The sequence below is a fragment of the Thermopolyspora sp. NPDC052614 genome, from assembly GCF_040678635.1.
Lineage (GTDB): Bacteria > Actinomycetota > Actinomycetes > Streptosporangiales > Streptosporangiaceae > Thermopolyspora.
Genome location: NZ_JBFATZ010000004.1, coordinates 296013 through 320833, shown reverse-complemented (window position 1 = coordinate 320833; position 24821 = coordinate 296013). Strand labels below are relative to the sequence as shown.

The 24821-nt window shown below is 68.0% G+C and carries 22 protein-coding genes and 1 tRNA gene; 15 read left to right on the top strand and 8 right to left on the bottom strand.

What is annotated here, in order from left to right; all coding sequences use genetic code 11:
• Positions 1 to 129: 129 nt before the first annotated feature.
• From AB0K60_RS11035 to AB0K60_RS11025, 3 genes are all read left to right on the top strand, one after another.
• Positions 130 to 1023 (top strand): hypothetical protein, encoded by an 894-nt coding sequence (locus AB0K60_RS11035; protein ID WP_364051433.1) that lies wholly within the window; start codon positions 130 to 132, stop codon positions 1021 to 1023.
• Between the two features lie 77 nt (positions 1024 to 1100).
• Positions 1101 to 1484 carry a roadblock/LC7 domain-containing protein gene (locus AB0K60_RS11030; RefSeq protein WP_364051430.1) on the top strand — a complete coding sequence of 128 codons (384 nt, stop codon included), beginning with the start codon at positions 1101 to 1103 and terminating at the stop codon, positions 1482 to 1484.
• 405 nt (positions 1485 to 1889) lie between these two features.
• Entirely contained in the window at positions 1890 to 2411 is a 522-nt protein-coding gene (locus tag AB0K60_RS11025) for a DinB family protein (protein WP_364051427.1), read from the top strand.
• Between the two features lie 85 nt (positions 2412 to 2496).
• Here AB0K60_RS11025 and AB0K60_RS11020 read toward each other — a convergent pair whose 3' ends face one another.
• On the bottom strand, positions 2497 to 3282 hold the full coding sequence (locus AB0K60_RS11020; RefSeq protein ID WP_364051424.1) for a hypothetical protein: 786 nt from the start codon (positions 3280 to 3282) through the stop codon (positions 2497 to 2499).
• A gap of 337 nt (positions 3283 to 3619) precedes the next feature.
• On the opposite strand from AB0K60_RS11020, the gene AB0K60_RS11015 reads away from it, so the two are divergent.
• The 7 genes from AB0K60_RS11015 to AB0K60_RS10985 all read left to right on the top strand — a co-directional run bounded on the left by AB0K60_RS11015 (position 3620) and on the right by AB0K60_RS10985 (position 12229).
• Positions 3620 to 4525, top strand: coding sequence for a pyridoxal-phosphate dependent enzyme (locus tag AB0K60_RS11015; RefSeq protein WP_364051421.1), 906 nt, complete (start codon positions 3620 to 3622; stop codon positions 4523 to 4525).
• Between the two features lie 300 nt (positions 4526 to 4825).
• On the top strand, positions 4826 to 5464 hold the full coding sequence (locus AB0K60_RS11010) for a hypothetical protein (protein ID WP_364051418.1): 639 nt from the start codon (positions 4826 to 4828) through the stop codon (positions 5462 to 5464).
• Positions 5454 to 6752 carry a hypothetical protein gene (locus AB0K60_RS11005; RefSeq protein ID WP_364051415.1) on the top strand — a complete coding sequence of 433 codons (1299 nt, stop codon included), beginning with the start codon at positions 5454 to 5456 and terminating at the stop codon, positions 6750 to 6752. Before AB0K60_RS11010 ends, AB0K60_RS11005 begins: the two co-directional genes overlap by 11 nt.
• Before the next feature lie 91 nt (positions 6753 to 6843).
• The gene (locus AB0K60_RS11000) at positions 6844 to 8586 is read left to right on the top strand and encodes a sugar ABC transporter permease (protein WP_364051412.1); all 1743 of its coding nucleotides are present in this window, start codon (positions 6844 to 6846) and stop codon (positions 8584 to 8586) included.
• A complete protein-coding gene (locus AB0K60_RS10995; RefSeq protein ID WP_364051409.1) occupies positions 8583 to 10904 on the top strand; it encodes a hypothetical protein in 2322 nt (773 codons plus the stop codon). Before AB0K60_RS11000 ends, AB0K60_RS10995 begins: the two co-directional genes overlap by 4 nt.
• Before the next feature lie 144 nt (positions 10905 to 11048).
• The gene (locus AB0K60_RS10990) at positions 11049 to 11429 is read left to right on the top strand and encodes a YccF domain-containing protein (RefSeq protein WP_364051406.1); all 381 of its coding nucleotides are present in this window, start codon (positions 11049 to 11051) and stop codon (positions 11427 to 11429) included.
• 425 nt (positions 11430 to 11854) lie between these two features.
• A complete protein-coding gene (locus AB0K60_RS10985) occupies positions 11855 to 12229 on the top strand; it encodes an STAS domain-containing protein (protein WP_364051403.1) in 375 nt (124 codons plus the stop codon).
• Between the two features lie 350 nt (positions 12230 to 12579).
• Here the strand turns inward: AB0K60_RS10985 and AB0K60_RS10980 are convergent, their stop codons facing one another.
• Both AB0K60_RS10980 and AB0K60_RS10975 read right to left on the bottom strand, forming a co-directional pair.
• Positions 12580 to 13380 (bottom strand): alpha/beta hydrolase, encoded by an 801-nt coding sequence (locus tag AB0K60_RS10980; RefSeq protein ID WP_364051400.1) that lies wholly within the window; start codon positions 13378 to 13380, stop codon positions 12580 to 12582.
• Positions 13381 to 13421: 41 nt separating this feature from the next.
• A complete protein-coding gene (locus AB0K60_RS10975; RefSeq protein ID WP_364051397.1) occupies positions 13422 to 13859 on the bottom strand; it encodes a MarR family transcriptional regulator in 438 nt (145 codons plus the stop codon).
• 410 nt (positions 13860 to 14269) lie between these two features.
• On the opposite strand from AB0K60_RS10975, the gene AB0K60_RS10970 reads away from it, so the two are divergent.
• Complete coding sequence (locus tag AB0K60_RS10970) at positions 14270 to 14458, top strand: hypothetical protein (RefSeq protein ID WP_364051394.1); 189 nt, start codon at positions 14270 to 14272, stop codon at positions 14456 to 14458.
• Positions 14459 to 15532: 1074 nt separating this feature from the next.
• Positions 15533 to 17146, top strand: coding sequence for an RNA-directed DNA polymerase (locus AB0K60_RS10965; RefSeq protein ID WP_364051391.1), 1614 nt, complete (start codon positions 15533 to 15535; stop codon positions 17144 to 17146).
• A gap of 1257 nt (positions 17147 to 18403) precedes the next feature.
• On the opposite strand, the gene AB0K60_RS10960 is transcribed toward AB0K60_RS10965, so the two are convergent.
• Both AB0K60_RS10960 and AB0K60_RS10955 read right to left on the bottom strand, forming a co-directional pair.
• On the bottom strand, positions 18404 to 18877 hold the full coding sequence (locus AB0K60_RS10960; RefSeq protein WP_364051388.1) for an NUDIX hydrolase: 474 nt from the start codon (positions 18875 to 18877) through the stop codon (positions 18404 to 18406).
• 854 nt (positions 18878 to 19731) lie between these two features.
• Positions 19732 to 19805, bottom strand: a tRNA-Ile gene (locus AB0K60_RS10955).
• Positions 19806 to 19945: 140 nt separating this feature from the next.
• Here AB0K60_RS10955 and AB0K60_RS10950 point away from each other — a divergent pair.
• Entirely contained in the window at positions 19946 to 20725 is a 780-nt protein-coding gene (locus tag AB0K60_RS10950) for a putative hydro-lyase (RefSeq protein ID WP_364052087.1), read from the top strand.
• Here AB0K60_RS10950 and AB0K60_RS10945 read toward each other — a convergent pair.
• Positions 20688 to 20951, bottom strand: a complete 264-nt coding sequence (locus tag AB0K60_RS10945; protein WP_364051385.1) for a hypothetical protein — start codon at positions 20949 to 20951, stop codon at positions 20688 to 20690. The two genes, AB0K60_RS10950 and AB0K60_RS10945, sit on opposite strands and share 38 nt — an antisense overlap.
• A gap of 133 nt (positions 20952 to 21084) precedes the next feature.
• On the opposite strand from AB0K60_RS10945, the gene AB0K60_RS10940 reads away from it, so the two are divergent.
• A complete protein-coding gene (locus AB0K60_RS10940) occupies positions 21085 to 22302 on the top strand; it encodes a PP2C family protein-serine/threonine phosphatase (RefSeq protein WP_364051382.1) in 1218 nt (405 codons plus the stop codon).
• 85 nt (positions 22303 to 22387) lie between these two features.
• Here the strand turns inward: AB0K60_RS10940 and AB0K60_RS10935 are convergent, their stop codons facing one another.
• Positions 22388 to 23137: a hemerythrin domain-containing protein gene (locus tag AB0K60_RS10935; RefSeq protein WP_364051379.1), complete on the bottom strand. Its 750-nt coding sequence runs from the start codon at positions 23135 to 23137 to the stop codon at positions 22388 to 22390.
• Positions 23138 to 23450: 313 nt separating this feature from the next.
• Here AB0K60_RS10935 and AB0K60_RS10930 point away from each other — a divergent pair, with 313 nt between their 5' ends.
• Positions 23451 to 23909, top strand: coding sequence for a VOC family protein (locus tag AB0K60_RS10930; protein ID WP_364051376.1), 459 nt, complete (start codon positions 23451 to 23453; stop codon positions 23907 to 23909).
• A gap of 21 nt (positions 23910 to 23930) precedes the next feature.
• On the opposite strand, the gene AB0K60_RS10925 is transcribed toward AB0K60_RS10930, so the two are convergent.
• Positions 23931 to 24773, bottom strand: a complete 843-nt coding sequence (locus tag AB0K60_RS10925; protein WP_364051373.1) for a patatin-like phospholipase family protein — start codon at positions 24771 to 24773, stop codon at positions 23931 to 23933.
• Positions 24774 to 24821 lie beyond the last annotated feature (48 nt).

The following is a 24821-nucleotide window of genomic DNA, read 5'->3' as shown; positions in this document are numbered from 1 at the left end:
TGCCTGCCTTTGTCGTCCTCATGTGGTTGGTGAGCATAAAGTATCCTTACGCGTCTGGAGTGGAGAAGGAGGCGATGTGCCGGAGCTTGCTGCATTTCGCCGTCCCGGAAGGGTCCTACGGCGCTCGCCGTGACCCGGGCCGAGGACACGGGCCCCCTAGGGCCGGAGTTGCTCCGCTGCCACCGGGAGAACTTCACCGGACTGCTCCACGTCGACGGAACCCCCGGTGGTTCGCTGTGCCTGCGTGACGGCCTGGTGATCGCCGCCGCCACCCCGGCCGCCCCCGGCCCCGAGGTGCTGCTGCTGCGCTCGGGACGCATCGCCGAACAGGACTGGACCCGGGCCTACGACTCCGCGCTGCCGTCCGGGCGGCTCGCCGACGAGCTGGCCGAGCGCGGCCTGGTCGGCGCGGCCCGGATCGAGGCGGTGTGCCTGCTCGCGATCGCCGACGCGGCCTTCGCCCTGACCGCGCACGGCGCCACGGCGGTCCTGCGCGAGCCCGCCGGACCCGACGCGCTGCCGCCGCCGCTGCCGCTGCTGCCCGGCATGGCGCCCGCCCGGCTGGTCCGCGAGACCGCCCGCCGGGCGCGGGCCCTGGCCGGGTGGGAGGAGCTCGGGGTCACCGTGCGCGTGCGGCCCCGCCCGGCGACCACGGTGCCCGCCGCCCGGATCGTGCCCGACTCGATCCAGCGGGGAATCCTCGGCGCGGTCAACGGGCGGCGGACGCCCCGCGACATCGCCTTCGCCGTCGGCCGCGGTCTCTACGTCGTCATGCGGGAGATCGCGCGGATGGCGGAGGAGGGGCTGCTCGAACCGGGCGTGCCCCTGGCCTCGGGCGTGTCCGGCGAGGCCCCGGGCGGGCTGCCCCGGCGCCGCCGAGGCGCCAGCATGATCAACGAGATGTTGCCCCGGCCCCGGACGGACGGACCGCTCAAACTGCGCCGCCTGCGTGCGATCGCACCCCTCCAACCGTCCGTCGGCTCCGAAGAGCAGAGCGAGCGGGAAAAGGAGGACGGCGAGTGAGCCCCCTATACCGATTTCGGTTGCCATAGTTGGCGCTGAATGAGGGAACTGAAACGATTGGCAGAGAGGGTGCAGCGATGAGCTACGAAGCGGTTCTTGCCGAATTACTCGCCTTGCGCGAGCAGGTGACCGGTGTGACCGAAACGGCCGTGGCCGCGGTCGACGGGCTGCTCGTGGCCGCCGACTGTGAGATCGTCCGGCCGGAGGTCATCTCCGCGCTCGCCGCGGCCGCCCTGGGCCTCGGCAAGCGCACCGGATATGAGACGGGGCTGGGCGACCTGCGCGAGGTGGTGATCCGCTGCGGCAGGGGCCATGTGGTGGTGTACTCCATCCGCGACGAGGGCCTGCTGGTCGTCGTGGGGGACGAGGGGCTCGACGTGGCCCGCCTGCACGTGGTCTCCCGCGAGACGGTGGAGCGCCTCGCGGCGCTGCTGGTCGAGGAGTCCCCGCGCCCGATCTGACGGATGGGCCGAAAAGTGCTAATTTGGTCAATACTCGTTGATCTTCATCCCGGCCCCCTCGCGGGGCCACGGCGAGGGATGATGCGACCGGTGGTCCGGGTCGCCGGTCGCGACGAGGGCGCCTCGTCTCCCTCCGGAGGCGGGGCGCCATCCGGCACCAGCCGCTCGGCCTCGGCGCACAGGGCCATCACCACCAGCAGGTGAAGCGGCACGTCCGGATCGAGCGGACCATCCACATCGGTGCCGAGGCGTCCGCTTCGCCTGCCTCTGCCTACGCGATTCACCGCTCCACCTCATCCGTTCCCCGTCGCGGTGTCGTCACTCAGCGAAGACGCGGTGCGCGCCCGGGAGGTTGGCGGGCGATTTCCTACGGATATCCGTGCGCGTGCGGCATGATCATAGGCTGTGACGGAATCCGTGGAGGAACAACGAACCACCCCGCCGTACGTGGCGGGGGAACGTGAAATGCTCATCTCCTGGCTCGACTGGCACCGGGAGACGCTCGCGCTCAAGTGCGGGGGGCTTTCCGAGGCGCGGCTGCGCGAGCGGGTCGCCCCGCCGTCCACGCTCTCCCTGCTCGGTCTGGTACGGCACATGGCCGACGTGGAGCGGGCCTGGTTCCGGCGTACGCTGGCCGGCGAGGACGCCCCGCCGCTCTTCTACGGTCCGGGCGACCCCGACGGCGAGTTCGACAACGTCGACTCCGCCTCCGCCGGCGAGGCCTTCGCCGCCTGGCGGGCCGAGGTCGAGCACGCCCGCGAGCTGGTCGCCGCCCAGCCCGACCTGGAGGTCACCGGCGTCTCAGCACGCAGCGGCAAGACCGTCTCGCTGCGCTGGATCCTCGTCCACATGATCGAGGAGTACGCCCGGCACAACGGCCACGCCGACATCCTGCGCGAGCGCCTCGACGGCAGCAAAGGAGTCTGAACCGCAAGGACAAGGGCCGCCGGGGCCTGCCCGGGGGCGTCTCCGGGGGCGCGGCCAGGACCGGCGCCCCCGGAGACGCTCCGGATCAGCGGCGTACTTCCTTGCGCAGGGAGGCCCAGAACTCGGCGTCCACCGCGCCCTCGCCGCCCACCAGGGCCTGCGGGCCGGTGGCGTAGGCGCCGGGCCGGCGCGGCGTGGCCGGGCGCGGCCCCGCCGCGGGCGCCTGGCTGAAGCTGCGCATCCGGCGGGTGGAGAACGTGAAGCGCACCAGGAGCCCGAGGCCGACCGCGGCGAGACAGGCCGCGTAGCTCAGGATCACCCACATCGCCCCGGGCCGGCCGGCGGTCAGGCCGTGCACCAGCCCGATGGGCCAGCAGATGTACGCCGTGCTGTGCAGCACGCGCCAGATCCACGGCTTGGCGTGGAACCGCACGCGGAGCACGCCGATCGCCATGATCATGACCATCATGTAGCCGGCCACGGAGCCGAGGCCCACCGGGACCGAGCCGATGAACGGCACCACGCCTTCCAGCGCCGCCGCCTTCGCCGCGATGACCTTGGTCGCCACGTGCACGGCGAGGAATCCGACCCCGATGAACGCCATCGCCCGGTGGATGAGCTGCAGCGCGACGCGGAACCGGATCGAGAGGATGAGACGGTCGGTGCAGGCCAGGCCGAACATGACCGCGTTGCTGAGGGAGACCAGCACGACCACCCCCGCGTAGCGCTCCAGGAAGCCGAAGACGCTCACGGAAGGGCCCTTGAGAATGGGAACGATGAGCACGACCAGGAGGATGAGTGCCGACGCGAGGAACGGCCATCCCGGCAGGGAGCCCGTCCTGGACACCTGACCTTGTCGCATGTCCTTCATACCGTCCTCGTGGATGGTGGGGGCGAGGTTGGGGGGTGTCAGCCCGGGGACGTTGGACTACGCCACAGGGGACACTATCGCCCCAAGAGCCCCGCTGGTACGTGAATGTTATGAAAAGTCGATGTCTCCTACATGTGGCGTTTGAGTCTCCGGCCGGGCGGGGGGATGCGGGGCCGTACGGGCGACATCGCGTCGTGTAAGTCAGGCATATACCGGTGTACGGACGCACCTGCCTGGGCGTTCAACGCAATCGCTGACAGGATGCGGCCATTCGGGGGCCGCGGGCGGCCGGGCATCATTGGGCAGAGCCCCGCCAGGAGTCCGACAGGGAATAGGGATGACCATGCGGATACCGGGAGTCACCGGCGCCGATCTGGAACTGCTGCTTCCCTCACCCCTGGAGCCGATCGACGACGATCGGCTCGCCCGCCATGACGTACGGCTGCTGCTGAAGCGCGACGACCTGATCCACCCCGACCTGCCGGGCAACAAGTGGCGCAAGCTCAAATACAACCTCGCGGCGGCACGCCAGGCCGGTCACCGCACCCTGCTCACCTTCGGCGGCGCCTACTCCAACCACATCCGGGCGACCGCCGCCGCCGGACGCCTGTTCGGCTTCGACACCATCGGCGTGATCCGCGGCGAGCGGCACCTGCCGCTCAACCCCGTGCTCGACTTCGCGGTACGCCAGGGGATGCGCCTGGCGTACCTGGACCGGACCACCTACCGCGCCAAGACCGACCCCGGCGTCATCGAGCGCCTCCACCACGAGCACGGCGACTTCTACCTGCTGCCCGAAGGCGGCAGCAACGCCTTGGCGGTGCGCGGCTGCGCCGAGATCCCGGCCGAGATCGGCGAACCCTATGACGTGATCTGCTGCCCCTGCGGAACCGGAGGCACCCTCGCCGGCATCGCCGCGGGAACGCCGCCGGGGACACGCGCGATCGGTTTCGCCGTGCTCAAGGGCGCGTCCTTCCTCGTCGCCGAGGTCGCCAGGCTGCAACGCCAGGCGTACGGCCACACGGTCGGAGACTGGCACGTCGACCTGGACCACCACCACGGCGGCTACGCCAGACGCACCCCGGATCTCGACCGCTTCGCCGCCGACTTCGAACGCCGTCACGGCCTGCGACTCGACCGGGTGTACGTCGCCAAGATGATGCTCGGCGTCTTCACCCTCGTCGCCGATGGGCGGATCCCGCCGGGTTCGACCGTCGTGGCCGTCGTCACGGGCGTGCCGTAACGAGGTCCGCCGCGCCCTTGGCCTGCGAGGCGCCGCGAACCGGCCTCCGGCGCCGGGCGCCGATCGAGCGGTCCGCCACACCCCTGTCGGACGGACGCCACGGCATTTATCGCGGACCGAAATCGACCTATCCATTTGGGAGAGGCGATACCAGGGAATCCCACGCAGCCGAGCCGCGTAACTCCTCCCTGAGTTCTTCCCTGCCGTCCGAATATTGCGTTGAACCTAACCTCACACGATGAAATTCTGAGAGTTAGGCTGTATCGCGCGACGACGGTGTCACGGGAGCGGGTTGAGGCGATGAAAACGCTGGAGCTCGAACTCAAGGGACTGGTCTGGAGTGCGGAAGGCCGGCCACGCACCCTGCGGCCGAGCCCGCTCGTCGCCGAGGCCCTGAACGTCACGGTCGTCGTGGCACGCGACGCGGCCGAGGCACGAAGCTTCACCGACGTCGTACTCGGACTGGAATTCCCGGATAAAGGGTGGATTCTGCTCGACGGCCGGGAAATCACCATGGTGACGGAACCCAACAAGCGGGACATCGGGTTCGTGCCGGCCGGTGGCGGTCTTTCCCCGGCGCTGTCGATTGAGCAGAACATCGGCATCGGGCTGCGTGAACCGCCCGGGCAGCGCCGGAACGTTGTCCGATACGTCGCCGACCGCCTGCACCTCACCGGCGACCTGCGGCTGCGACCCGCCGATCTTCCCCCGAGCAGACGGCTGCGGGCCGCGGTCGCCCGCGCGGTGTGCCACTCCCAGGTTCCGCGAGCGATCGTGATCGAGGAGCATTCCGGGTCCCCGCCCTGCGAGGCGGCGATCGGCGCCGCACGCGACTTCGGGGAACTGCCGATCCTCGTCGTCTGCGACCGGCCGGACAGGGGCAGGACGCTCGCCGCCCCGGGCGAGCCCTACGAGGTGATCGACGCCGATGAGACGTAGACATCTCCTCGCCACCCTCGCGGGGCTCGCCGCGGCCGGGGCGGGGGCCGCCGGATGCTCCGGCGGGCGCCGGCTGCGAGTCGCGGTGATCTGGAGCGGCTACGAGCTGCGTGCCTTCCAGCGGCTGCTGGCGACCTACCGTAATCCGGTCTCCGTCTACTCCGCCGGGGACAACATCGCGGCGTTGCTGCGCAACCCGGCGGCCGCCGCCGTGCCGGACGTGGCGATCGTGTCACGGCCCGGGCTGATCCAGGAACCCGACATCTGCGGCAAGCTCCAGACGTACGACCGCAAGGGCGGCGTGGGTTCCCCCTTCTGGGACGGCCTCGCGAGCTGTGGCCGGGATCGCGTCCCCACCCTGCGGGGAGTGTGGATCAAAACGGCGCACAAGTCCCTGGTCTGGCACCGCCCCGGCACCATGGCCGAGCCCGGTGGCTGGGAGCAGTGGCATACGGAGCTGGAAACGGCCACCAAGCAGGCATGCGGGTCCCGCTGTCCGGTCGCGCCGCTGTCGATCGGCGCCGCCGACGGATGGGTCCTCACCGACTGGTTCGAGAACGCCCTGCTCGGCACCGTGGCCGGCCGCGCCGCGTACCCGCGCCTCGTGGCCGGCGACGATCCGGCCCTGTGGCGCGAAGCCGTCGAGGAGGCCCTGACCCGGCTCGGGCGGCTGTGGGCCATCCCCGGGCTGCTGCCGGGCGGCGGCCGCCGGGCGCTGACCACCCAGTTCGAGGATTCGGTCCTCGACGTGTTCCGCTTCGGCACCGCGCACGCCGTGGCCGCGCCCGACTTCGCCTGGCAGGTGGTGCGGAGGTTCGCCCGGACGACCGCCGACTCCTACCGCGACCGGCTCGACCTGCTGCGGTTCCGTTTCCCCGGCGTCGACCGGGGACAGCCCATCGTCGTCGGCGGCGACGTCGCCGTCGCGCTCGCCTCGGGCGGGGAGGACGCGCTGGACTTTCTCCGGTGGCTCGACGATCCGAAGGAGAAGGCCAAAGCCCCCCGGCTGGACTGGACGCAGGAGATCGGTTCGACCCCGCTCATCGGCGCCGCGGACGACCACCCGCCCACGGTACGCCGGGCGCAGGGCGTCCAGGACGCACAGCCGATGGTGTTCGACCTGTCCGACCAGCTCACCGGAGGGCTCGCGGGCGGCGACGGACAGGGGCTGTGGCGGATCCTCACCGAGTTCTTCACCGCCGTGACCGTGGACGGGGAGCGACCGGAGAACGCCGTGGCGCAGGCCGTCAAATCGATGGCGGCCACGGCGGCGGGGGACCGCTCATGAGGGAGGGCCGCAAGCCCCGCAGGCCACGGGAGCTCCGGGTGGCGGCGTGGTGGCCACGGGCGTACCGGCCGTGTGAGGCGAGGGGGCGATCATGAAACCGGATGGCACGTCTTCGGAGCGGGCGCTGTTGTTCGAGGCGGCGCCGCTGCTCGACACCCGCGTGCCGGCCCGGTGGCATCGCCGGGCCCGGTGGCGGCCGTGGACGTACCTGCTGTTCGCCGCGGTGCTCGTGGGCGGCGTGCTGGTCGCGCCGCTCGTCGCCACCGCGGTGGCGAGCCTGACGGAGGAGGACGGCCCGGCCAACTACCGGGCCGTCCTCGCCGACCCCGAGATCCGGCAGGCCCTGGTCAACAACGTGATCTGGCTGCTTCTCGCCGTGCTGGTGTGCGCCGCCGGGCTCGGCCTCGCCCTGCTCGCGCGGAACCTGCCGCCGCGGACCCGGGCGGTCCTGACGGCCGCGCTCGCCCTGCCCGCGGTCATCTCGCCGCTGACGGCCGGCATCGCCTTCCGGCTGATCTTCGACACCAACCCCGGCCGCGGCGTGGTGAACGCCGTGCTCCCCGGCCAGGTGCTGTTCCTCGGGCCCGGCTGGATCTGGCTGGTGCTCGGCTCGGCGTTCGTCTGGCAGTGGACCGGGGTGGCCTTCCTGGTCTTCCAGGCCGGGCTGCCCCAGGTGCCCGCGGACCTGCGCCGGGTCGCCCGGGTGCTCGGGGTCGGCCCGCTGCGCCGGCTGCGCCTGGTGGAGATCCCGGCGCTGTTCCCGACCGCGGCGCTGGCGTTCCTGATCGTGCTCACGGCCGCCGCGCGGGTGTTCGACATCGTCCTCATCGGCGCGCCGGGCGCGGTCCAGTCCGAGCTCGAGGTGGTCGGCCTCACCTGGTGGCGTCGCCAGGACCTCGGCCCCGGCCGATCCTCCGCGCTGGCGTTCCTGCAGTTCGCCGTCGCCGCCGCGGTGGCGCTGGCGGTGCTGTGGCGGCTGCGCGGCGAGTTGCCGGGCCGGCCCGGCGGCTCACCGCCCCCGCCGCCCCCGCCGAGCCCGTCGGCCACCAGGCTCGCCCATCGGGTGCTCGCGCTGGCGGCGGCCGTGCTGTGGGCGGCTCCGTTCGGCGTGCTGCTGCTCACCTCGTGGCGCTCGTCGGAGGCGGTGGCGACCTCCGGGCCGTGGGCGGGAGGCTACGGCCCCGAGTCGTACGCCGACGCGTTCGCCGACGGCACGTTCGCGGAGGCGCTGGCGGGCACCGCCGTACGGGCGGTGTTCGTCGTGGTCATCGTGCTGGTGGCGGCGGTCCTGGCCGCGTACGGCCTCACGCACGCCCGGGTGCCGCACCACGGCGGCCGGGCGACCGTGGTGGTGCTGACCGCGCTCGCCGTACTGCCGCCCCAGGTCATCGCCCGGCCGCTCGGTGCGGTGCTGGGGCAGTGGGTCGGCGGCGTGGTCGCGCTCAGCGTCGTGTACGCGGCGCTGATGCTGCCGCTCGCGGTGCTGGTCCTGCGCAACGCGTTCGCGACCGTCCGCGCCCCGGTGGTGGCCCGCCCGCTCGCCGAGGGCCGCTCGGCCGTCTACGAGGTGGTGCTGGAGAGCGGCCCCGCCGTGGTCGCCGTGGCCGTCCTCGCGTTCGTGCTCGCCTGGAACGACCTGGTCGTCGGCCTGTTCCTGAGCTGGCCGGCGGCGAACCAGGTGCCGCTGGTCCTGCTCCAGCAGGCGCGCCAGTTCAGCACCGGCGCCGGGACCCTGGCGGCCGAGGCCGTCGTGGCGTCCGCCGTGCCGATGCTGCTGGCGGTCCTCACCGCCCGCGTGCTGGTCCGCGGTCTCACCCAGGGAGTACGCCGATGACCCGAACCGAGCCGGAACCGCCGCCCCGGAAACCGACCAGACTGAGCTGGGCCATCCCGACGACGCCCGCCGAGTGGCGGGCCGTCGCGATCACCCTGGCCGGCAGCGTGGCCACGATGCTGCTGCTGGAGAAGTTCACCGACGGGCTGCTCCAGTTGATCCCGCTCTGGCTCCTCCTCACCGTGTGCGTGCCCCTGGCGATCCTGCGCTGGTTGCACGGGCGCCGCGCCGCCACGGACACGCCCCCGGCCGAACGCACCGCCCTGCCGCGGCCCGGACGCCTGGTGGGACGGGACGGCGAACTGCGGGACGCCGTGCGCAAGGCGAGGGAACACGGCATCGTGGTGGTGCGCGGCGTGGCCGGCATCGGCACCTCCGCGCTCGCCGTCGCCGCCGGACTCGAGTTGGCCCCCGAGCCCGACGCGCAACGCTACGCCGACCTGCGCGGCCAGGAGCGGCAACGCCCGGAGAACCCACTGAGCGTCGCGCGCCGCGTACTGCGCACCCTGGGACTGCATCCGGGTCAGGTGACGAACGTCTCGGCCGCGCGGCGGGAGGTGGAGCACGCCCTGCGGGACACCGGGCGGCTGCTGCTGCTCGACAACGTGAGCACCTGGCGCCAGGTCGAATGGCTGCCCCGCCAGGTGCCCGGGGCGTACATCCTCGTGGCGGGCGAGGTGGACGGCATCCCGATGGACGTGGACCTTCCCATGGTCCAGGTCGGCCCGCTGTCCCGCCAGGACGCGATCGCCCTGCTCGCCGAGCCCGAGTACGCCGAGCCCGAGATCGCCGACCGCCTCCGGGCGGACCCGGCCGCCACCGAACTGCTCGCGGACCGGTTCCTCACCCGGCCCGCCGTCGCCGTCGGCATCAAACGCTGGCTCGCGGAGAACCCCCAGGTCACCATCGCCTCCCTCGTCGCCGACCTGGAGGAGGAGCCGCACGACCAGGCCCTGGGCGTCGTGCTCGCCAAGCTGCTCCAAGGCGTGTCCCCGCAGGCCCGCCGCCTGCTCGGGCTGCTCAGCCACGTCCCGGTCGCCGAACTGGGCGCCGACGCCGCCGCCGCCCTCGCCGCCGGCCCCCGGTACCAGGTCGAGGCGGCGATGGACGAGCTGAGCCGGCACTGCCTGGTGGAGAAGGTGCGCGAGTCACGCGTCCGCGTCCAGGACACCGCCCACGCCGTCGCGCCCCCGCTCCCGCAGCGCGAGCTGGACGCCGCGTGGCGACGCCTGGTCGGATACTTCGCCGACCGGGCGACCGAGTCGGCCCGGCTCCTCGCCGAAAGCGGCCCGCAGGCCCGCCGGGCACGCGACTGGTTCGAGATCGAGGACAAGGCCCTGCTGGTCGTGCTGAAGACGCCCCCGGCGCCGTGGGCGGCACGCCCGCTGACCCGGATCTGGGCCGCGCTCGACACCTGGTTCCTGCTGGAACAGCGACCGACCGACCGGCGGGACGCCGCCCGGGCCCTGCACAAGGCCGCCTGCGCCCTCAACGACGACACCATGCGGATGATGGCCGACCTGCGGCTCTGCCAGATCGCCCTGTCGCTCGGCGACCCCGGCGCCGCCGCCCAGCACCTCAACGAGATCAAAAGCCGCCTGCGCCTGCCCGCCGACGTCGCCTCCTGGCCCGCGGCCCTGCACGTCGCCCAGGCCGCCACCCTCCTCGCCCAGGGCGACGAACTCGACGGCGTGGAACAGCACCTGACGCACTTCACGCGGGCGCTGCCCGGCGGCGACCTGACCGGCCAGGCCACCGCCTTGATCAACAGAGCGGTGGTACGCCTCCGCCGCGGCCAGCTGCCCACCACCAACCCCGCCGAGGCCCGCGAGGCGTACAACGAGGCCCACCACCTCCTCGTGGGCGCCGCCGGCATGGCCAAGGCGTCCGGCAACCGCGCCGCCGAGGCCCACGCCGCCGAACTCCTGGCCCTCGCCCGCTGGTACCTCGGCATGCCGCACGACGCCGTGGAAGGCTGGCGCGAGGCGGCCGACCTGTTCGACCGCGTCGGCGACGCCACCGGCCGCGCCCGCTGCCACGTCCACGAGGCCGCCGCCCTCCTGGACGGCGACAACCCCGACCACGCCAGGGCGGCCACCCTGCTGCGCGAGGCCGCCGACCGCCTTCCCCGGCACGGACTCACCACCGCCCTCGCCCACCTGTGGCTGATCCGCGCCGACCCGGAGAACGCGGCCAACCACCGCAAGGCCGGCCTGGCCGCCCTCTCCACCTGGACGGGCCCGGCCGTACCGGAACAGGTCAAGGTGATCCGACGCCTGCTGAAGGAGCGTCAGCCCGTGCCACAACCAGGCGGATGAGGCCCATCCGCCTGGTCGGCCGGTCCTTCGCACCGTAGGGGCCGTAGGGACCGGTCAGAACCGACCGATCGCCGCGTCGCGTGCTCCTTGGCCGCCAGACGATTTAGCACCTGCTGACCGGGCCGGGGTGGGACAGTAGGCACCATGAACACTATCCTCAATGTCATCTGGTTGATCTTGGCCGGCCTGTGGCTCGCATTAGGCTACGTCGTGGCGGGGATCATCTGCTGCATCCTCATCATCACCATCCCGTTCGGCATCGCGTCGTTCCGGATCGCGGGCTACGCGCTGTGGCCGTTCGGCCGAACCATCGCCGACAAGCCGTCCGCCGGCGCGTGGTCGGTGCTCGGCAACGTCATCTGGGTGATCGTCGCCGGCATCTGGTTGGCGATCGGGCACCTCCTCACCGCGATCCCGCTGTTCATCTCGATCATCGGCATCCCGCTGGCGATCGGAAACCTCAAAATGATCCCGATCTCGTTGATGCCGCTGGGCAAGGACATCGTCCCCGTAGGCCGCGTATAGGTGACCCGTGACGACCACCCCGTCACCCGCTCCACCCAGTACGCGCCCCGTCCCCTGCTCCGCTCCTCCTCGTAGCCGCCGATCCCCGGGACGAGACCGCCGCGGTAGTGCTCAGCTTTCGGACCCGTTGATCCCCCTGCCGTGTGTGGCAAGGAGCCTCTTGAAAACCGAGCGGTGACATCGTGCGCCCCGCGGCCCGAGTTGCGGCGGCCGGGACCGGCCCCAGGCCACACACCCGGCCGCCGAGCGGGAGCCCTTCCCCCTTTGTTCCTTCTCCGAGAGCGCGGGAAGGCTCGGGCGGTTTCGAAATCCGGTTCGGTCGCGAGTTTGAGAAACGGCGAAATATTTCTCCACCCCCGTTGAAGAGGAGAAAGGCTGAGTATGATCCGATGGCGGCCATGACGCTGTGAGGAGGTGGCACGCACTTGAGCACCGAGGAGAGCGAACCCGAACTTGACATTCATCGTGAGGATCGCCGGCGGTGTACGGTCCTCCACTTGGTGGGTAACCTCGGCGGCGAGGCACCTACTCGACTTCGTGACGAGATGGTACCGGCGATGCGTGGGCGTGTGTCGCCCTGTATCGTCCTTGATCTGCAAGGAGTGGATACAGCCGATCTAAACGGGATTGCTTCACTGATCGCAGCTCTGAAAAGGCTACGCAGTGCCGGAGGTCGCCTAATGGTCGCGGCGACTCCACAGCAAGTCCTGCGATCCCTCGAAGAGCGAAGGTTGGATCGACCATTTGACTTCTATGATGATTTGGCTCAGGCCTTACATATGATCGAGAGTTCAGGGTGAACCGAACCCGCCGACGTATCTAGGGAGCTAGGGCGGGCTTTTGTCGCAGCCGAGAAGTTGAAGCCCGGTGAAGGACAAAACCGACGAGTTGCGGCTGAGATTGCGAGCATGATTCTCCTGCGTACGAGAGCCTCCTGGCGTTGGAGCCTCATACCTGTGCTCCTGTGGGGGAATGGCCTGCCCGGCGATCGGCCGCCGCCGGACGGAGCTCCTGGGGAATGTTCGACGGCACGCACCTGGTTGAGCCGGGCCTTCGCCCGGTCGGCGACCGGCTGGTGATCACAAAGGCGGTCTGACCAGCTTGAACCGAGGCTACGCCTCCTCAACACGGCGCGAGCTCCGCCCGGGGGTCAGCGCAGGAATTCCATCGCCCGTTCGGCTACGAGCGGGGCCGCCTTACCGAGCGGGCCGAAGTGGTCCAGGCCGCGCAGGGTTTCGAGAACGGCATTGGGCAGGGTGTCGCGGAGGATGACGAATCCGGCCCTGTGCGCGGCAGGGGTGCGGCTTCCGCACAGGAGCAGTACGGGAGCGGCGACGGCCGCGAACTCGGTGTGCCGCCCCTGCTTGGCCGCGATTTGCTGGTGCTCGGCCAGGTTCTGCTCAAGAAGGGACCGCATGCGCTGCCAGGCCCGGCCGCGGAACCCGACGCGCATCACGAAGCGCAGGTACCAGTACGGCATCTTGGCCACAAAGGCCGGCGCGCCACCCGAACCCCTGATGAAGTGTACGAACGCGCCATAGGCATCGCCGGCGGCGAGCCGCTGCCGGTAGGGCTCCATCCACTCGGTGGGGACGGGAGCACAAGGGACGCCGGGCTCATAAACCACGACCCGATCCAGCACCGAGGACGTCCGCGCCATCTCCATGACGGCAAGCCCTCCATAGCTGTGACCGAACGCCAGCCGAGCCCCCGTCTCCGCCTGCACGGCGAGGAGATCTTCGACCTCCTTGCCCAAGGAGTACCCGGGCCCCTGCGGACCGCTCCTGCCGCGCCCTCGCCGCTCCACCAGATGGACGGTGAACGAGCGCCCCAGCGCCGATGCCAGCGGCAGATACTCCTCAGAGGTCTGCAGGGCCCCACCGACCACGATGAGCCCCGGCCCTTCGCCCAGCGTCCGATAGCCGATGGTGGTGCCGTCAGCCGAGGTCACCGAGCGCGCTCGTACCATCGGCAAGGTTTCCACGGGCCGGCTCATTTCCCTGCCTCCTTTTCCCAGCGGTCGAAGGTCGCCAGCAAACGGGCGGTGTGCTCGGCGTACTCGTCGTACGGGACGCCGCTGTCCTCAACGAGCGTGGCGAGCCGATCCTCGAAATCCTGCCGGATCGAGGTCACCAGTCGCTTGCCCTTGTCCGTGAGGCTGAGCCTCCGGCGATGCCCCCCGGCCGCCTCGGGCTGTACGTCAAGCAGCCCGTCGGCGGCGAGAACACTGGTCATCCGGCTCACGGACGGCTCGGTCACGCCGAGCCGGTTGGCGAGGTCCCGCTGCGTCGAGGCACCCAGTTCCCCGACCAGGGTCAGCGCCAGGAAGCGACTGTAGGAGATGTCGTGCTCGGCCCTCAGAATCCGGTCGGCCGCCCGATCCAGACGCGCGGTCAGCACATGCAGGTTCAGACTCAGGTTCCGTTCCATGCGTACAACTTAGCATGCTAACTTAGCTTTGCAAGTACCAATCGACATCTCCGCCCCTCGCTCGACGTGGGCGGCGCAAGCTACCGGTGCCGGCTTCTCGTCGAGACGCGGTGGTGCAGGTTGTCGATCTGCATGATCGATTCATCCGTGCGCGTCGGTCATGCACTAGTCTGCGATCTCATGACGCGGGGTCGTAGAGGATGCCCGGCCGTTCTCGTACCGCTGGCCGCGCTGTTCGTCTTGATCATGATTGCGGTCTGGCGCGACAACGCACGCCTGGACGCCTTAAACAGCGGGTCCTCGACTACACGCTTCCACCGAACACGAGCCATTCCCTCGCCCTCTAGGACGTGGCCTTCGGGAGGAACATGGGCGGAGGAAGCGGTGACTATTGCGACTACCGGATCAGGATGACCATCGAGACCTCACTCACGATGGAGGAGATCCGCAGCTACTACCGCAGGGCAGCGATTGCGGGAGCGGAGCACAGGGCGGTGGTCTCCTTGTGGTTCGGAGACCTCGGCGACACGAGAGGCCGTGAGGTCATCGTCGAGGTCTTTGACCGCCACGGTAGCGATTGGGACTGGCGCTGTACATAACGCCTACGGGAGATTGCGATTGGGGGACATCACCACAGATACCGAAGCTGCGGAGGTATCACCCGCGGAGCGCCGGCGTCTTGGTCACTTGCTTCTTCACAACCATGCCAAGCGCGATCAACCTCAGAGGGTCTGCGGTTCATGCTGTGGCCCCTTTCGCTTGCCTGCGCGATCTGAGCGGACGGCCTCGGTCTCCTTCCGTAAGTACTGTGCGAGCAGCCGTTTATGGCTGCATCGCGTGGCATCCGGCGGGATGTGATCCGCTGGCCGCCTCCGGACAATCCCAGGTCACATCGTCTTATATCCCACGGTCATCCGCCCCCACCTGCAACTGCCGCACTTGCAATCTGGCAGCTCAGGGTTTCTCCGGCTACTTGGAGGAAGGGATTTCATGCTTGGGATATGTGCGGATGACTTGCAACTTCCGCAACGAGAGAATTGCATGTATCGGCAGCTCAGCCGACTGGTGTGGCCCGTAATCGCCGCTGCACTCATAAATCCGTCGGTCCTGGGTTCAAGTCTCAGTCGCCCACTCTCGTACACCCTGCATATGACCGTCTTTGACCCCTCTATGACCTCGCTCTAGTGCAGGGCTATCAGCAGGTCACTGGTCTTCCCGTTTGCAACGCGCACGCCCTAGCTTTCGATCACCCGTCTACCCCTCTCGAAGCGGAAGCTGGCCGCGGGGAGGGGTCAAGGTGGAGCGGACCTACCGGACGAACGACCTCGCCCCCTCCCTGCGGTTTGCTCGGCTTGTCCTAGGTTGACGGCAGACGAGATGAGCACACTCAACCGACGAAGACGATTTTGACGATCGCCCTCGGAGTCAGAGTGCCTTCACCGAAGGCATTGTTCTACTCGACCCTCAATGGCGGGGAACAGCCTCTCACGGGACGGTGCGGCAAAAGGTACCGCCGAAGCAGGTGCTGGTAGCAGAGCGCATAACGCGATCTTCTCCACACACTGCTACATACTTGTTACCGTAACCAATTGCAGAGTAGTACAACCTCTGGGAGAGTGCTGCTCTGCAGCCTTACAACCGTGCACTAGTCCTGGCCCTCGATGGAGAGTGCTGTGCCACTGATCGACAAGTCCACCTTCACTAAAGCAATAGCGAATATCGCACGTTGGGGTGATACTGATATTTTTCCTTTTCCTATCGAGAATCATATGTTCCATGACAGGTCGTCCGATATTGCCGACTTGCTCGCGGACGTGGCTAACGACTTTGATAACCACCTAAATCTGGACCCAGTTTTTAGCTACTCGACCCTCGCTCCAGTGGGGTATACGGGGTTCCGCTGGGCAACCCAGATCGATCCGCTCTGGAATGCTTACCTGCTAAGCCTAGTTCTTGCTCTTGCTCCTGAAATTGAGAGATTCCGAATTCCGGCAGCCCAAAAGCATGTATTCTCATACCGATATCAGCCAAACGGCGACGGAAGCCTGTTCGCGGCAGGAGCGTGGAGTGATTTCCAGAAGGAGGCCCGGCGGCGAGCAGAACTGTCTCGCTATGTTATAGCAGTCGACATCGCGGACTTTTATTCACGGATCTATCATCACCGGCTAGAAAATTCTTTACGGGAGGTTGATGCCGGCGGGATGCACACCCGCCAGATAATGGCCATCCTTTCTAAGCTCTCCCGCAATACTTCATACGGGCTGCCGGTGGGAGGTCCTGCAGCCCGTTTGCTATCCGAACTTGTGCTGGATCGGGTGGACGATCTACTTGCAGCGAATCCCAGCACCGCTAATTTTTGCCGATATGCTGACGACTATCGATTTTTTGTCAACGACATGCAAACCGCGTACAGGGCTATCGGATTCGTATCGGAGAAGCTGTTGGTTAATGAAGGGCTGTCTTTGCAGAAGGGGAAGACTCGAATAATGTCTTCTTCGGAATATCTCGCCACCCTTGATCCGCCCAACCCTCCCGAGGGCAGCGCTGCAAAATTCCTTGGGCTTCATATTCACTTCGACCCCTACTCGCCAACGGCCACTGAAGACTATTTCCGCCTGAAAGACAAACTTCATGAGTTCGATATATTGGCTCTCTTGCGAGAGGAGTTAACAAAGGGGCGCATCCATGCTGCCCTTGCGCGACGCCTTATATCCGCTCTGCAATACATGGACACAAGCACTCGCAAACAGGCCGTGATCTCACTGCTGGAGAATATAGACATTCTGGCGCCAGTGATCCCACAGGTAATGCTGGCAGTCCGTAGCACCCTTACCGATATCGACGATCCGAATTTCGTGGACGGTGTGCATGATCGAATTCGCCAATTAATCACCTCTTCGCACTATGCGGCAAATATAGCCCTGAACTTAGCCTTCATGATTCGAGTGCTAGCCAGTCATCGATCGCTTGCCAATGAACAGCTGTTCATAGCGATCTTCGATAGAACCCACGGCTTTGGGAGTGGACCAGCTCCCAACATCAAGCGTGACATAGTCCTGGCGATGGCGCGTTGGCGCGCCGCGTACTGGTTGAGCGATCTAAAGAACTATGTGAGCGCTGCGGATCCGTGGGTCAAGCGAGCATTCATTGTAGCCTCATATGCTTTGGGTGATGAGGGAAAGCATTGGCGAGATGCCAACAAACATAGCCTGAGACCTTTTGATAAGCTTCTACGGGACTGGGCAGCGTCGAAAGTCCAGGTCCAGAATTGGCAGGTGCCGATATGATATCCGCTAAGCTTTTCGCTGGCCATGCTTCAATCTGGCGACAGATAGCACCCACGCTGGATCAGGTTGTAAGATGGTCCAATTCCCAGCAGCGGTCACTAGGCGCGGCAGTGGTCGCATCAGGAAGTTCTGACCGTCATGCTCTGCTCGCCGAGGTCGCATTCAACATGGCCGCAGAGGGGATATCTAATTTACCATATGTCCCACCAAAGAAGTTTGAGCAGAATGCCAGGGACTTTGTGGCCAGACTCCCTCGGGGGCAGTTCTCCATGGAAAGCCTTAATGCCGGCGAATGGTATGAAGCGTACAGGATGTCCAGACTCATCGCGAAGTACGCAACAAGCAATGCAGGGTTTACATTTAGCCCGACCGTTCCGGGATGCGGGGTGGTAGATGAGGCTACGGCAGATATTGTGCACGGTGCCGAATTGATTGAGGTGAAGGCTGTCACGCGCCCATTTAGATCATCGGACTTTCGTCAGGTATTGACGTATAGTGCGATGTATTATGCCTCTGGGGTGCCAATAGAAAACGTCACACTATTGAACCCCCGGAGAGGACGTTACTTTAGCTGCCCGCTCGATGTCCTGGCCTTCGGAGCTAGCGGGCTATCCGGGCCTGGCCTCATGCAAGAAATAGTAGAACTTATGACAGGACTGCAGACATCGGCTTAGCATTTCTTTTGGAGGTCTAGTGCTAACGTCGATCCGACTGGCGATATCGCGGCAGGAGCTGGCTTAGCAAGATCTCTATCGTACTATTTGGTGCGTGCGGTGGACATATCAAGCAGGATGAGAAGGTGTGGTCGGCGAGCCTTCTGAAGGCTTCTGCTCGCTGTAGCTCCGGAGCGACCGACTTATCCATCAGGTGGCCGTGTAATCTACGATCTCGTCGAGCGTAGATCGACCGGACGGCTCGTGCGGGCCATAAATCGAGACCTTGTTTGTGAGATGTCGATAGTGGGTGTTTGTCGCTTGACGAGTGCGGCAAGGTGTGCCGTGGCTGGGGAACGAAATCCCGGCCCACCCGCTCGCTCGAACCTCGTGTGGCGGCCAGCCATAATAAGGCGATCTTCGTGCTGTACCTGTGCGGCGGCGGCGCGTCCCTGGTCGGCGAGTGCGGCTTGGTGCGGCGGCGCTGTAGTGCGGCGGGCGGCCTGCGTTCCCGCCACTGGCCGGGACCGGTGCCCACACCGCCCGCCAGGCCGGGCGGAGCGGGCGGCGGCCTGGCGTGCCATCGCCTTGATCCCCTGAAGGATTAATTCGGCAGTGTGCGGCCGTGCTCCAGGTAGAGGGGGCGGCCTAGCCTGCGGGCGGTAAGGGCTGCGCCGACGCGGTCGGCGAGACGGTCGATCAGCAGGCTGTGGATTTCTTCGATTGGGTGGAAGTCGTAGCCGGCGAGTTCGTCGGTGCCGAGTTTGATGTTTTGCCGGGCCGTGGGGGTGAGGGTTCCGCCGTCGAAGAGGAAGAGGACTTTGTCGCCTTCGGTGGGGTGGGGTGCCCAGTCGACGACGAGGAGGTCGCCGATGGGGGGTTGGATGCCGAGTTCCTCGTGGACTTCGCGGACGCAGGCTTGGAAGGGGGTTTCGCCGGGTTCGATGTAGCCGCCTGGGATGTCGCGGTGGTCCTTGTAATGGGGTTGGACCAACAGCAGGCGGTCGTGTTCGTCGAAGAAGAGTGCCCCGGCTGCGGCGCGGGGAGTGGCCATAGGTGGGGTCTCTTGTTCGGTCACGACCCCACCGTACGGGAAGTGTGGCGAGGGACCGTACGGCTGGACAGGCCCTCGGCCAGGCGGGAGCCGGCCCGGCCGGCATCGAAGCGAGTCGCTGCAGCGTGGTCTGCAGGGCCTGGCTGCGCCGCCCGTGCCGGAAGGTCAGACCGGCGACCTGCTCGACGAAGGTCGTTCGCGCGCAGGCGCCGTTGCGGCAGCGGAACCGGTGGACCCGCAACTTGATCAGCACCTGGCGCTGACCTGCGGCGCTGTCATCCAGGCGGCGTACGTAGCTGCTGCGTACCCGCGCCGAGGTGATCCCGGACGACGGGCACACCGCCCCGTCGGTGGTTGTTGTGGCATGGACGGTCAGGCGGTTGGCGGTGATGGTGAGGGCGTTGACCGCGGCGTCGGGGGTTTGGCCGAGCCAGAGGTCGTGGGGGGAATCGTCGGTCACGACCCTTCATGATCGTGGAGTCGGTGACTCTGCGTGGCCCTGGCACCAAATGTGATCCAGAACCAGCTTTCAAGATCCGGCGACAGGGCCACGCGCCTGCGGTGGCAGAGCGGGCGGGGTACGGCGTAGAGGTGCTGCTTCGGGTCTACGCGAAGTGTCTCGACGGGCAACGGGACGTCGCCAACCAACGCATCGTCGGCGACTGACCGGTGAGCGTGATCTACTTCGGAGGGGCCGCGGTTCATCCCGTGGCCCTTTGCGTTTCCCCGCGCGACCTGGCAACGGCCCCGATTCCATTCCGCGTGTATTCCGCGAGCAGTGGTTCACGGCTGCGTCGTGTGGCATCCGGCGGTACGTGATCCGCTGGCCGCTCCTGGAGAAATCCCAGGTCACACCGCATACGCGGGGTGGATGAGGGTGGGGCGACTGGGACTTGAACCCAGGACCGACGGATTATGAGTCCGCTGCTCTAACCGGCTGAGCTATCGCCCCGGAGAACCGGTTTGGCTGGGATGTACCCGGAGCCTCTGGGACGGTATCACGGGTTCGAGAGGTGTGGTACACGGCGGCGAGCCGGTGGGGGTTCGGGTTTGGGATGGGATGGGGTGAGAGGCGTGATGGTGGCGGCGGGGATGGATGTGGGGGACTTGCGGCCGGAGGAGGCGCGGGAGAGGTTTAGGGCGGGGGTGCGGGTGCCGACGGCGGGGTGGTGTCGGGGGTGGACGCAGGCCAATTTGCTGGCGGTGCCGAGGGAGATTGCCTTTGATCTGCTGCTGTTCGCGCAGCGTAACGCTCAGGCTTGTCCGGTGCTGGATGTGGGGGACCCGGGGGCGGTGAGTACGGGGCTGTTCGCGGGGGATCTGCGGACGGATCTGCCGGGATATCGGGTGTACGAGGGCGGGGTACCGGTGGCGGAGCCGGACGAGGTTCGGGGGGTGTGGCGGGAGGATCTGGTGGCCTTTCTCATTGGGTGCAGTTTCACCTTTGAGGACGCGCTGCTGGAGGCGGGGGTGCCGGTGCGGCATCTTGAGGCGGGGACGAATGTGCCGATGTATCGGACGTCGGTGGAGTGCCGGCCGGCGGGGGTGCTACGGGGGCCGCTGGTGGTGTCGATGCGGCCGGTGCCGGGATCGTTGGTGGCGACGGCGGTGCGAGTGACGTCGCGGTATCCGGCGGTGCATGGGGCGCCGGTGCATGTGGGGGATCCGGCGGGGATCGGGATTCGGGATCTGGGTGCGCCGGACTTCGGGGATCCGGTGGAGGTACGGCCCGGCGAGACGCCGGTGTTCTGGGCGTGTGGGGTGACGCCGCAGGCGGCGGTGATGGCGAGCGGGGTTCCGTTCGCGATCGGGCATCTGCCTGGGCATATGGCGATCACGGATGCGCGTGATCACCTGTTTCAGGTGCCGTGAGGGCGTCGGGCTCAGGGTGGGCGGTCGTCGTCGTGGTGGTGCGGTAGTGCAGGGTCATGGCCCCGTACTGGGCGCCGTTGGCCGCCATGCCGAGGATCTCGATCGCGCCGAGGTTCGCGGACACGAACGCCGGCCCGATGATCCAGGCCGGAAGCGACCGTCCCGACAGGAAGAAGTCCAGGCTCGTCCGTACGGCACGGCGCGCCGCGAAGCCGATTCCGAGCACGGTGCCGAAGTAGAGCGCGAGGACCAGCTAGTCGAGCCAGATAGTCGAGGAGGTTCACATCCAGCCGCATGGATCGCGAGCTACCCCTGAGGGTAGGGGGAACACCGTCACCCGATGGGAAGGCGAACGGATCATGTGTGCGGGGGTGGACGGCGTGCTGGGCGAGCTGCTTGAGGCGGGCCATCTGTGCGACTTCGATTCCCTGCCCATGCTGGTGGCCCGGCATGCCGCCGCCGTGGGCCTTGGCGACCTGCGCATCTACCTCGTCGACCGGCAGCAGGCGGTCCTGCGGGTCCTCCCGCGGGTCCCGGACGAGGTCCTGGGCGAGCCGGAGCTGAAGATCGACGATTCGCTGCCCGGCCTGGCGTTCCGCGACATCGAGGTCGTCGGCCCGTATCGCACCCCCGAGGAGGAGGCGGCGGGCGAGCCGTACTGGCTCTGGGTTCCGATGCTGGACGGCACCGAGCGGGTGGGCGTGATGGAGCTTCGGATGCCGCAGGCCCGGCGGGATCTCATCGAGCGGGCGCGGGCGCTCGCGAGCCTGGTGACGTTGATGATCATCAGTAAGCGGGTGCACAGCGACACCTTCGCCAGGATCACCCGCACCCGCAGGATGTCGCTCGCGGCCGAGGTGCAGTGGCAACTGATGCCGCCGCTGGCGTTCGCCAACAAGGAGGTGGTGGTGGGGGCGGCGCTGGAGCCGGCGTACGAGGTGGGGGGCGACGCCTTCTCCTACGCGCTGAGCGGGCGCAGCTTCTACCTGTCGATCTTCGACGCGATGGGTCACGACACCTCGGCGGGGCTGACGGCGAGCATCGCGATCGGAAGCTGGCGCAGCCACCGCCGGATGGGCCTCGGCCTGGCCGCCATCAGCGAGGCGATCGCGCGGGACGTCATCGAGCAGTTCGACGGGGAGCGGTACGTCACCGGGATCCTGTCCCACCTGGACCTGGACACCGGCGAGCTCACCTGGGTCAACCGCGGCCACCCGCCCCCGCTGATCATCGGGGGCGGGCGGTGGATCGACACGCTGGAGAGCGAACCGGCGCTGCCGATGGGCCTGCTGCTGCCGGAGCGGCCACGAGAGTACCGGCGCCGGCTTGAACCGGGCGACCGGCTGCTCTACTACACCGACGGCATCCCCGAGGCCCGCGATCCGTCCGGGGAACTGTTCGGCATGGAGCGGTTCGCCGGCTTCGTCGTCCGGCAGGAGGCGAAGGGGCTGTCGGCCCCCGAGACCCTGCGGCAGTTGATGCGGGACATCCTGCTGTACCAGAACGGGCGGCTCCAGGACGACGCGGCCGTGCTGCTCGCGGAGTGGCGCGCCGGCACCGCCGCGAGGGTGTTCTGACGTACCGAGCGGCGCATGGTGCACCGGGGCCGAATCGACCGTGCCGTACGAGGAGCGACCCGGCGAGGCGAGGCGGTCAACCGCGCTAGGCGGGGCCTCCCGCCGCCTGCCGCGCGACCGGGACGGTGGGGGTGAACTGGGCCAGCTCGTTGATGCCCAGCGACTTCTCGATGTCGGCGATCCTGCGGACGTACCGGGAAAAGCCCATCGGTCCGAAGCGGCGGTACTCCTCCTCGCGAAGCCGCTCGCTCAGGTCGGCGAAGGTCTGGGGCGGCATGATGGCGCGGAACGCGGGGAAGACCTCGGTGTCTTCGCGGGCCTCGTGCGGCTCGTACATGCGGATGAAGGCGGCCATCGTCTCGACCAGCTCCTGACGGGCCCGCCGGTCGAACGCGCCGCGGGTGTTGTCCACCGTCAGCAGGACGCTGGTGAGCATGCGGCCGGCCTCGTGCTGGCTCCGCAGCACCTCGACCGTGGAGGTCATCCTGTTCGCCCTGAGCAGGACCGAGAACAGGTACCGCTCCTCGACGTGCTCGTGGTGGTCGTGGATGAGCGAGCGGATGACGCTCGCGGCGCCGCCGAGCTCATGCCGCGGGACGTCGTCGCCGCGCTCGATCCTCGCGATCACCTCGCGGTAGACCAGCAGCGCGCGCTTGAGCACCCCGTGCTCGCGCATGAGGTCCTCCGGCGGGCTGATCGGCAACTCGTCGGCCGCCATGGCCGCAGTGGCGACGTTCATGGCGGCGATCGTCCCGCCGCCGGCCACCGCCGTGCCGAGCTCCATGAGGCGCCGCCTGCCCAGGAGCGAAGTCCGCGCGTCCGATTCAGCCACCATGCTCTCCCTTTGTAGTTGAACGACTACTGTGAGTGTAGTCGGGCTGTATTCGGCCGTCATGACGCCACGCCCGAGCCGGAGACGCGGGCAGTGGATCACATGCCGAAACCGGGGTTACGGATGTGGCACACGCGCCGCGACGGTACGGTTGTGGAAGACGTTGGGAATGTCGGCAGACACCCCTACGCGGCCCCTGCGGGGCAAGTGCTCGATTACTTGCGCGAGGTGATCGATGCCTGCCCCGCAGGGGATTTGCCGAGCCCTCCTCGATGCCCGCCTACGATGCCGCATACGGGCGTTCGGAGGAGGACGCATGCTCGACAAGAGGCTGACCGAGGCGCGCTGGACCCACGTCGCGCTGCCCAGCGGCGATCTGGACAGATCAATCGAGTTCTACACCACGATGACGCCGCTGGTCGTGGTCTCCACCCACGAGGACAAGGACGGCCGCAACGCCTGGCTGTCCAACAAGGGGCAGGTGGAGACGCCGTTCGTGCTGGTGCTCGTGGAGTTCGCCAAGGACAGGGGGAGACCGCAGCCACAGCTGGCGCCCTTCGCCCACCTGGGCATGGAGGTGCCCTCCCGCGAGGAGGTGGACCGGATCGCGCAGGAGGCCAGGCGGATGGGCTGCCTGCACTGGGAGCCGGTGCAACTGCCCCCTCCGGTCGGCTACGTCTGCGCGTTGCGGGATCCCGACGGGAACGTCGTCGAGATCTCCCACGACCAGAAGGTGTTCGAGGAGGTCCGCACGCTGTGGGGCGGCGACTCCTGAGGCGGCCGCAGGCCGTCCGGGTCAGTCCTCGGCGGGTTTCCACACCTTCCGTACGGCGTCCGCGGCCGACGCCGCCTGATCGAGCCCGGCCTTGAACGCGGGGCCCCACAGGGCGGGGTCCAGGACGTTGGCGCCGAAGACGGCGAGCGCCGCCTCGTCGGGGGTGAGGGACAGGACCTTGGCGTCCCCCAGCGTGTCGATCTCGGCCTGGACGCGCTCGCGCGGCCACAGGGCGGACAGCGGTTCGAGGACCACCACCGAGGAGGCGCCGGCGGCCAGGTCGGCGTTGACGGGGGAGCGCACGCCGCCGTCGATGTACCGCCGGTCGCCGACGGTGACCGGCGGGAAGACGCCGGGCACGGCGCAGCTGGCCGTCACCGCCTTCACCAGCGGCACCCCCGAGTCCCTGTCCCAGACGACGAAGTCGCCGGTGTAGGCGTCCACGGCGGTGATCCGCAGATCGCGATCGGGCCACCCCTGGATGGGCAGCCGCTCGAAGACCCTGGCCGTGTGGTCCTCCGGCGCCGTCTCGGCGGCGAGGGCCATCTCGCCGATCCTGCGCCGTCCCTCCTTGGGGTCGATCGTGGGATCGAAGAGGATGGCGAAGGCGGCGAGCAGGTCGGCGTCCGGCGTCGGCTCCGGGGACCTCGCGCTTCCGGTCTCGGCGGCGATTTGGGCCTCGATGGCCTGTTCCAGATCGGCCCCGCCGGTCACGAGCGCGCCGACGACGGAGCCGGCCGACGTCCCCACGATGCGATCGGCGTCGGTGAGATCGACCCCTTCGCGGATCAGGCCGTGGATCATGCCGACCTCCCAGGAGATCCCGGCGATCCCGCCGCCCGCGAGAACCAGCGCCTTGCTCATGCATACCTCCGCCAGCGGAACAATGCTCTGCCGCTCCAGGCTAGCTTG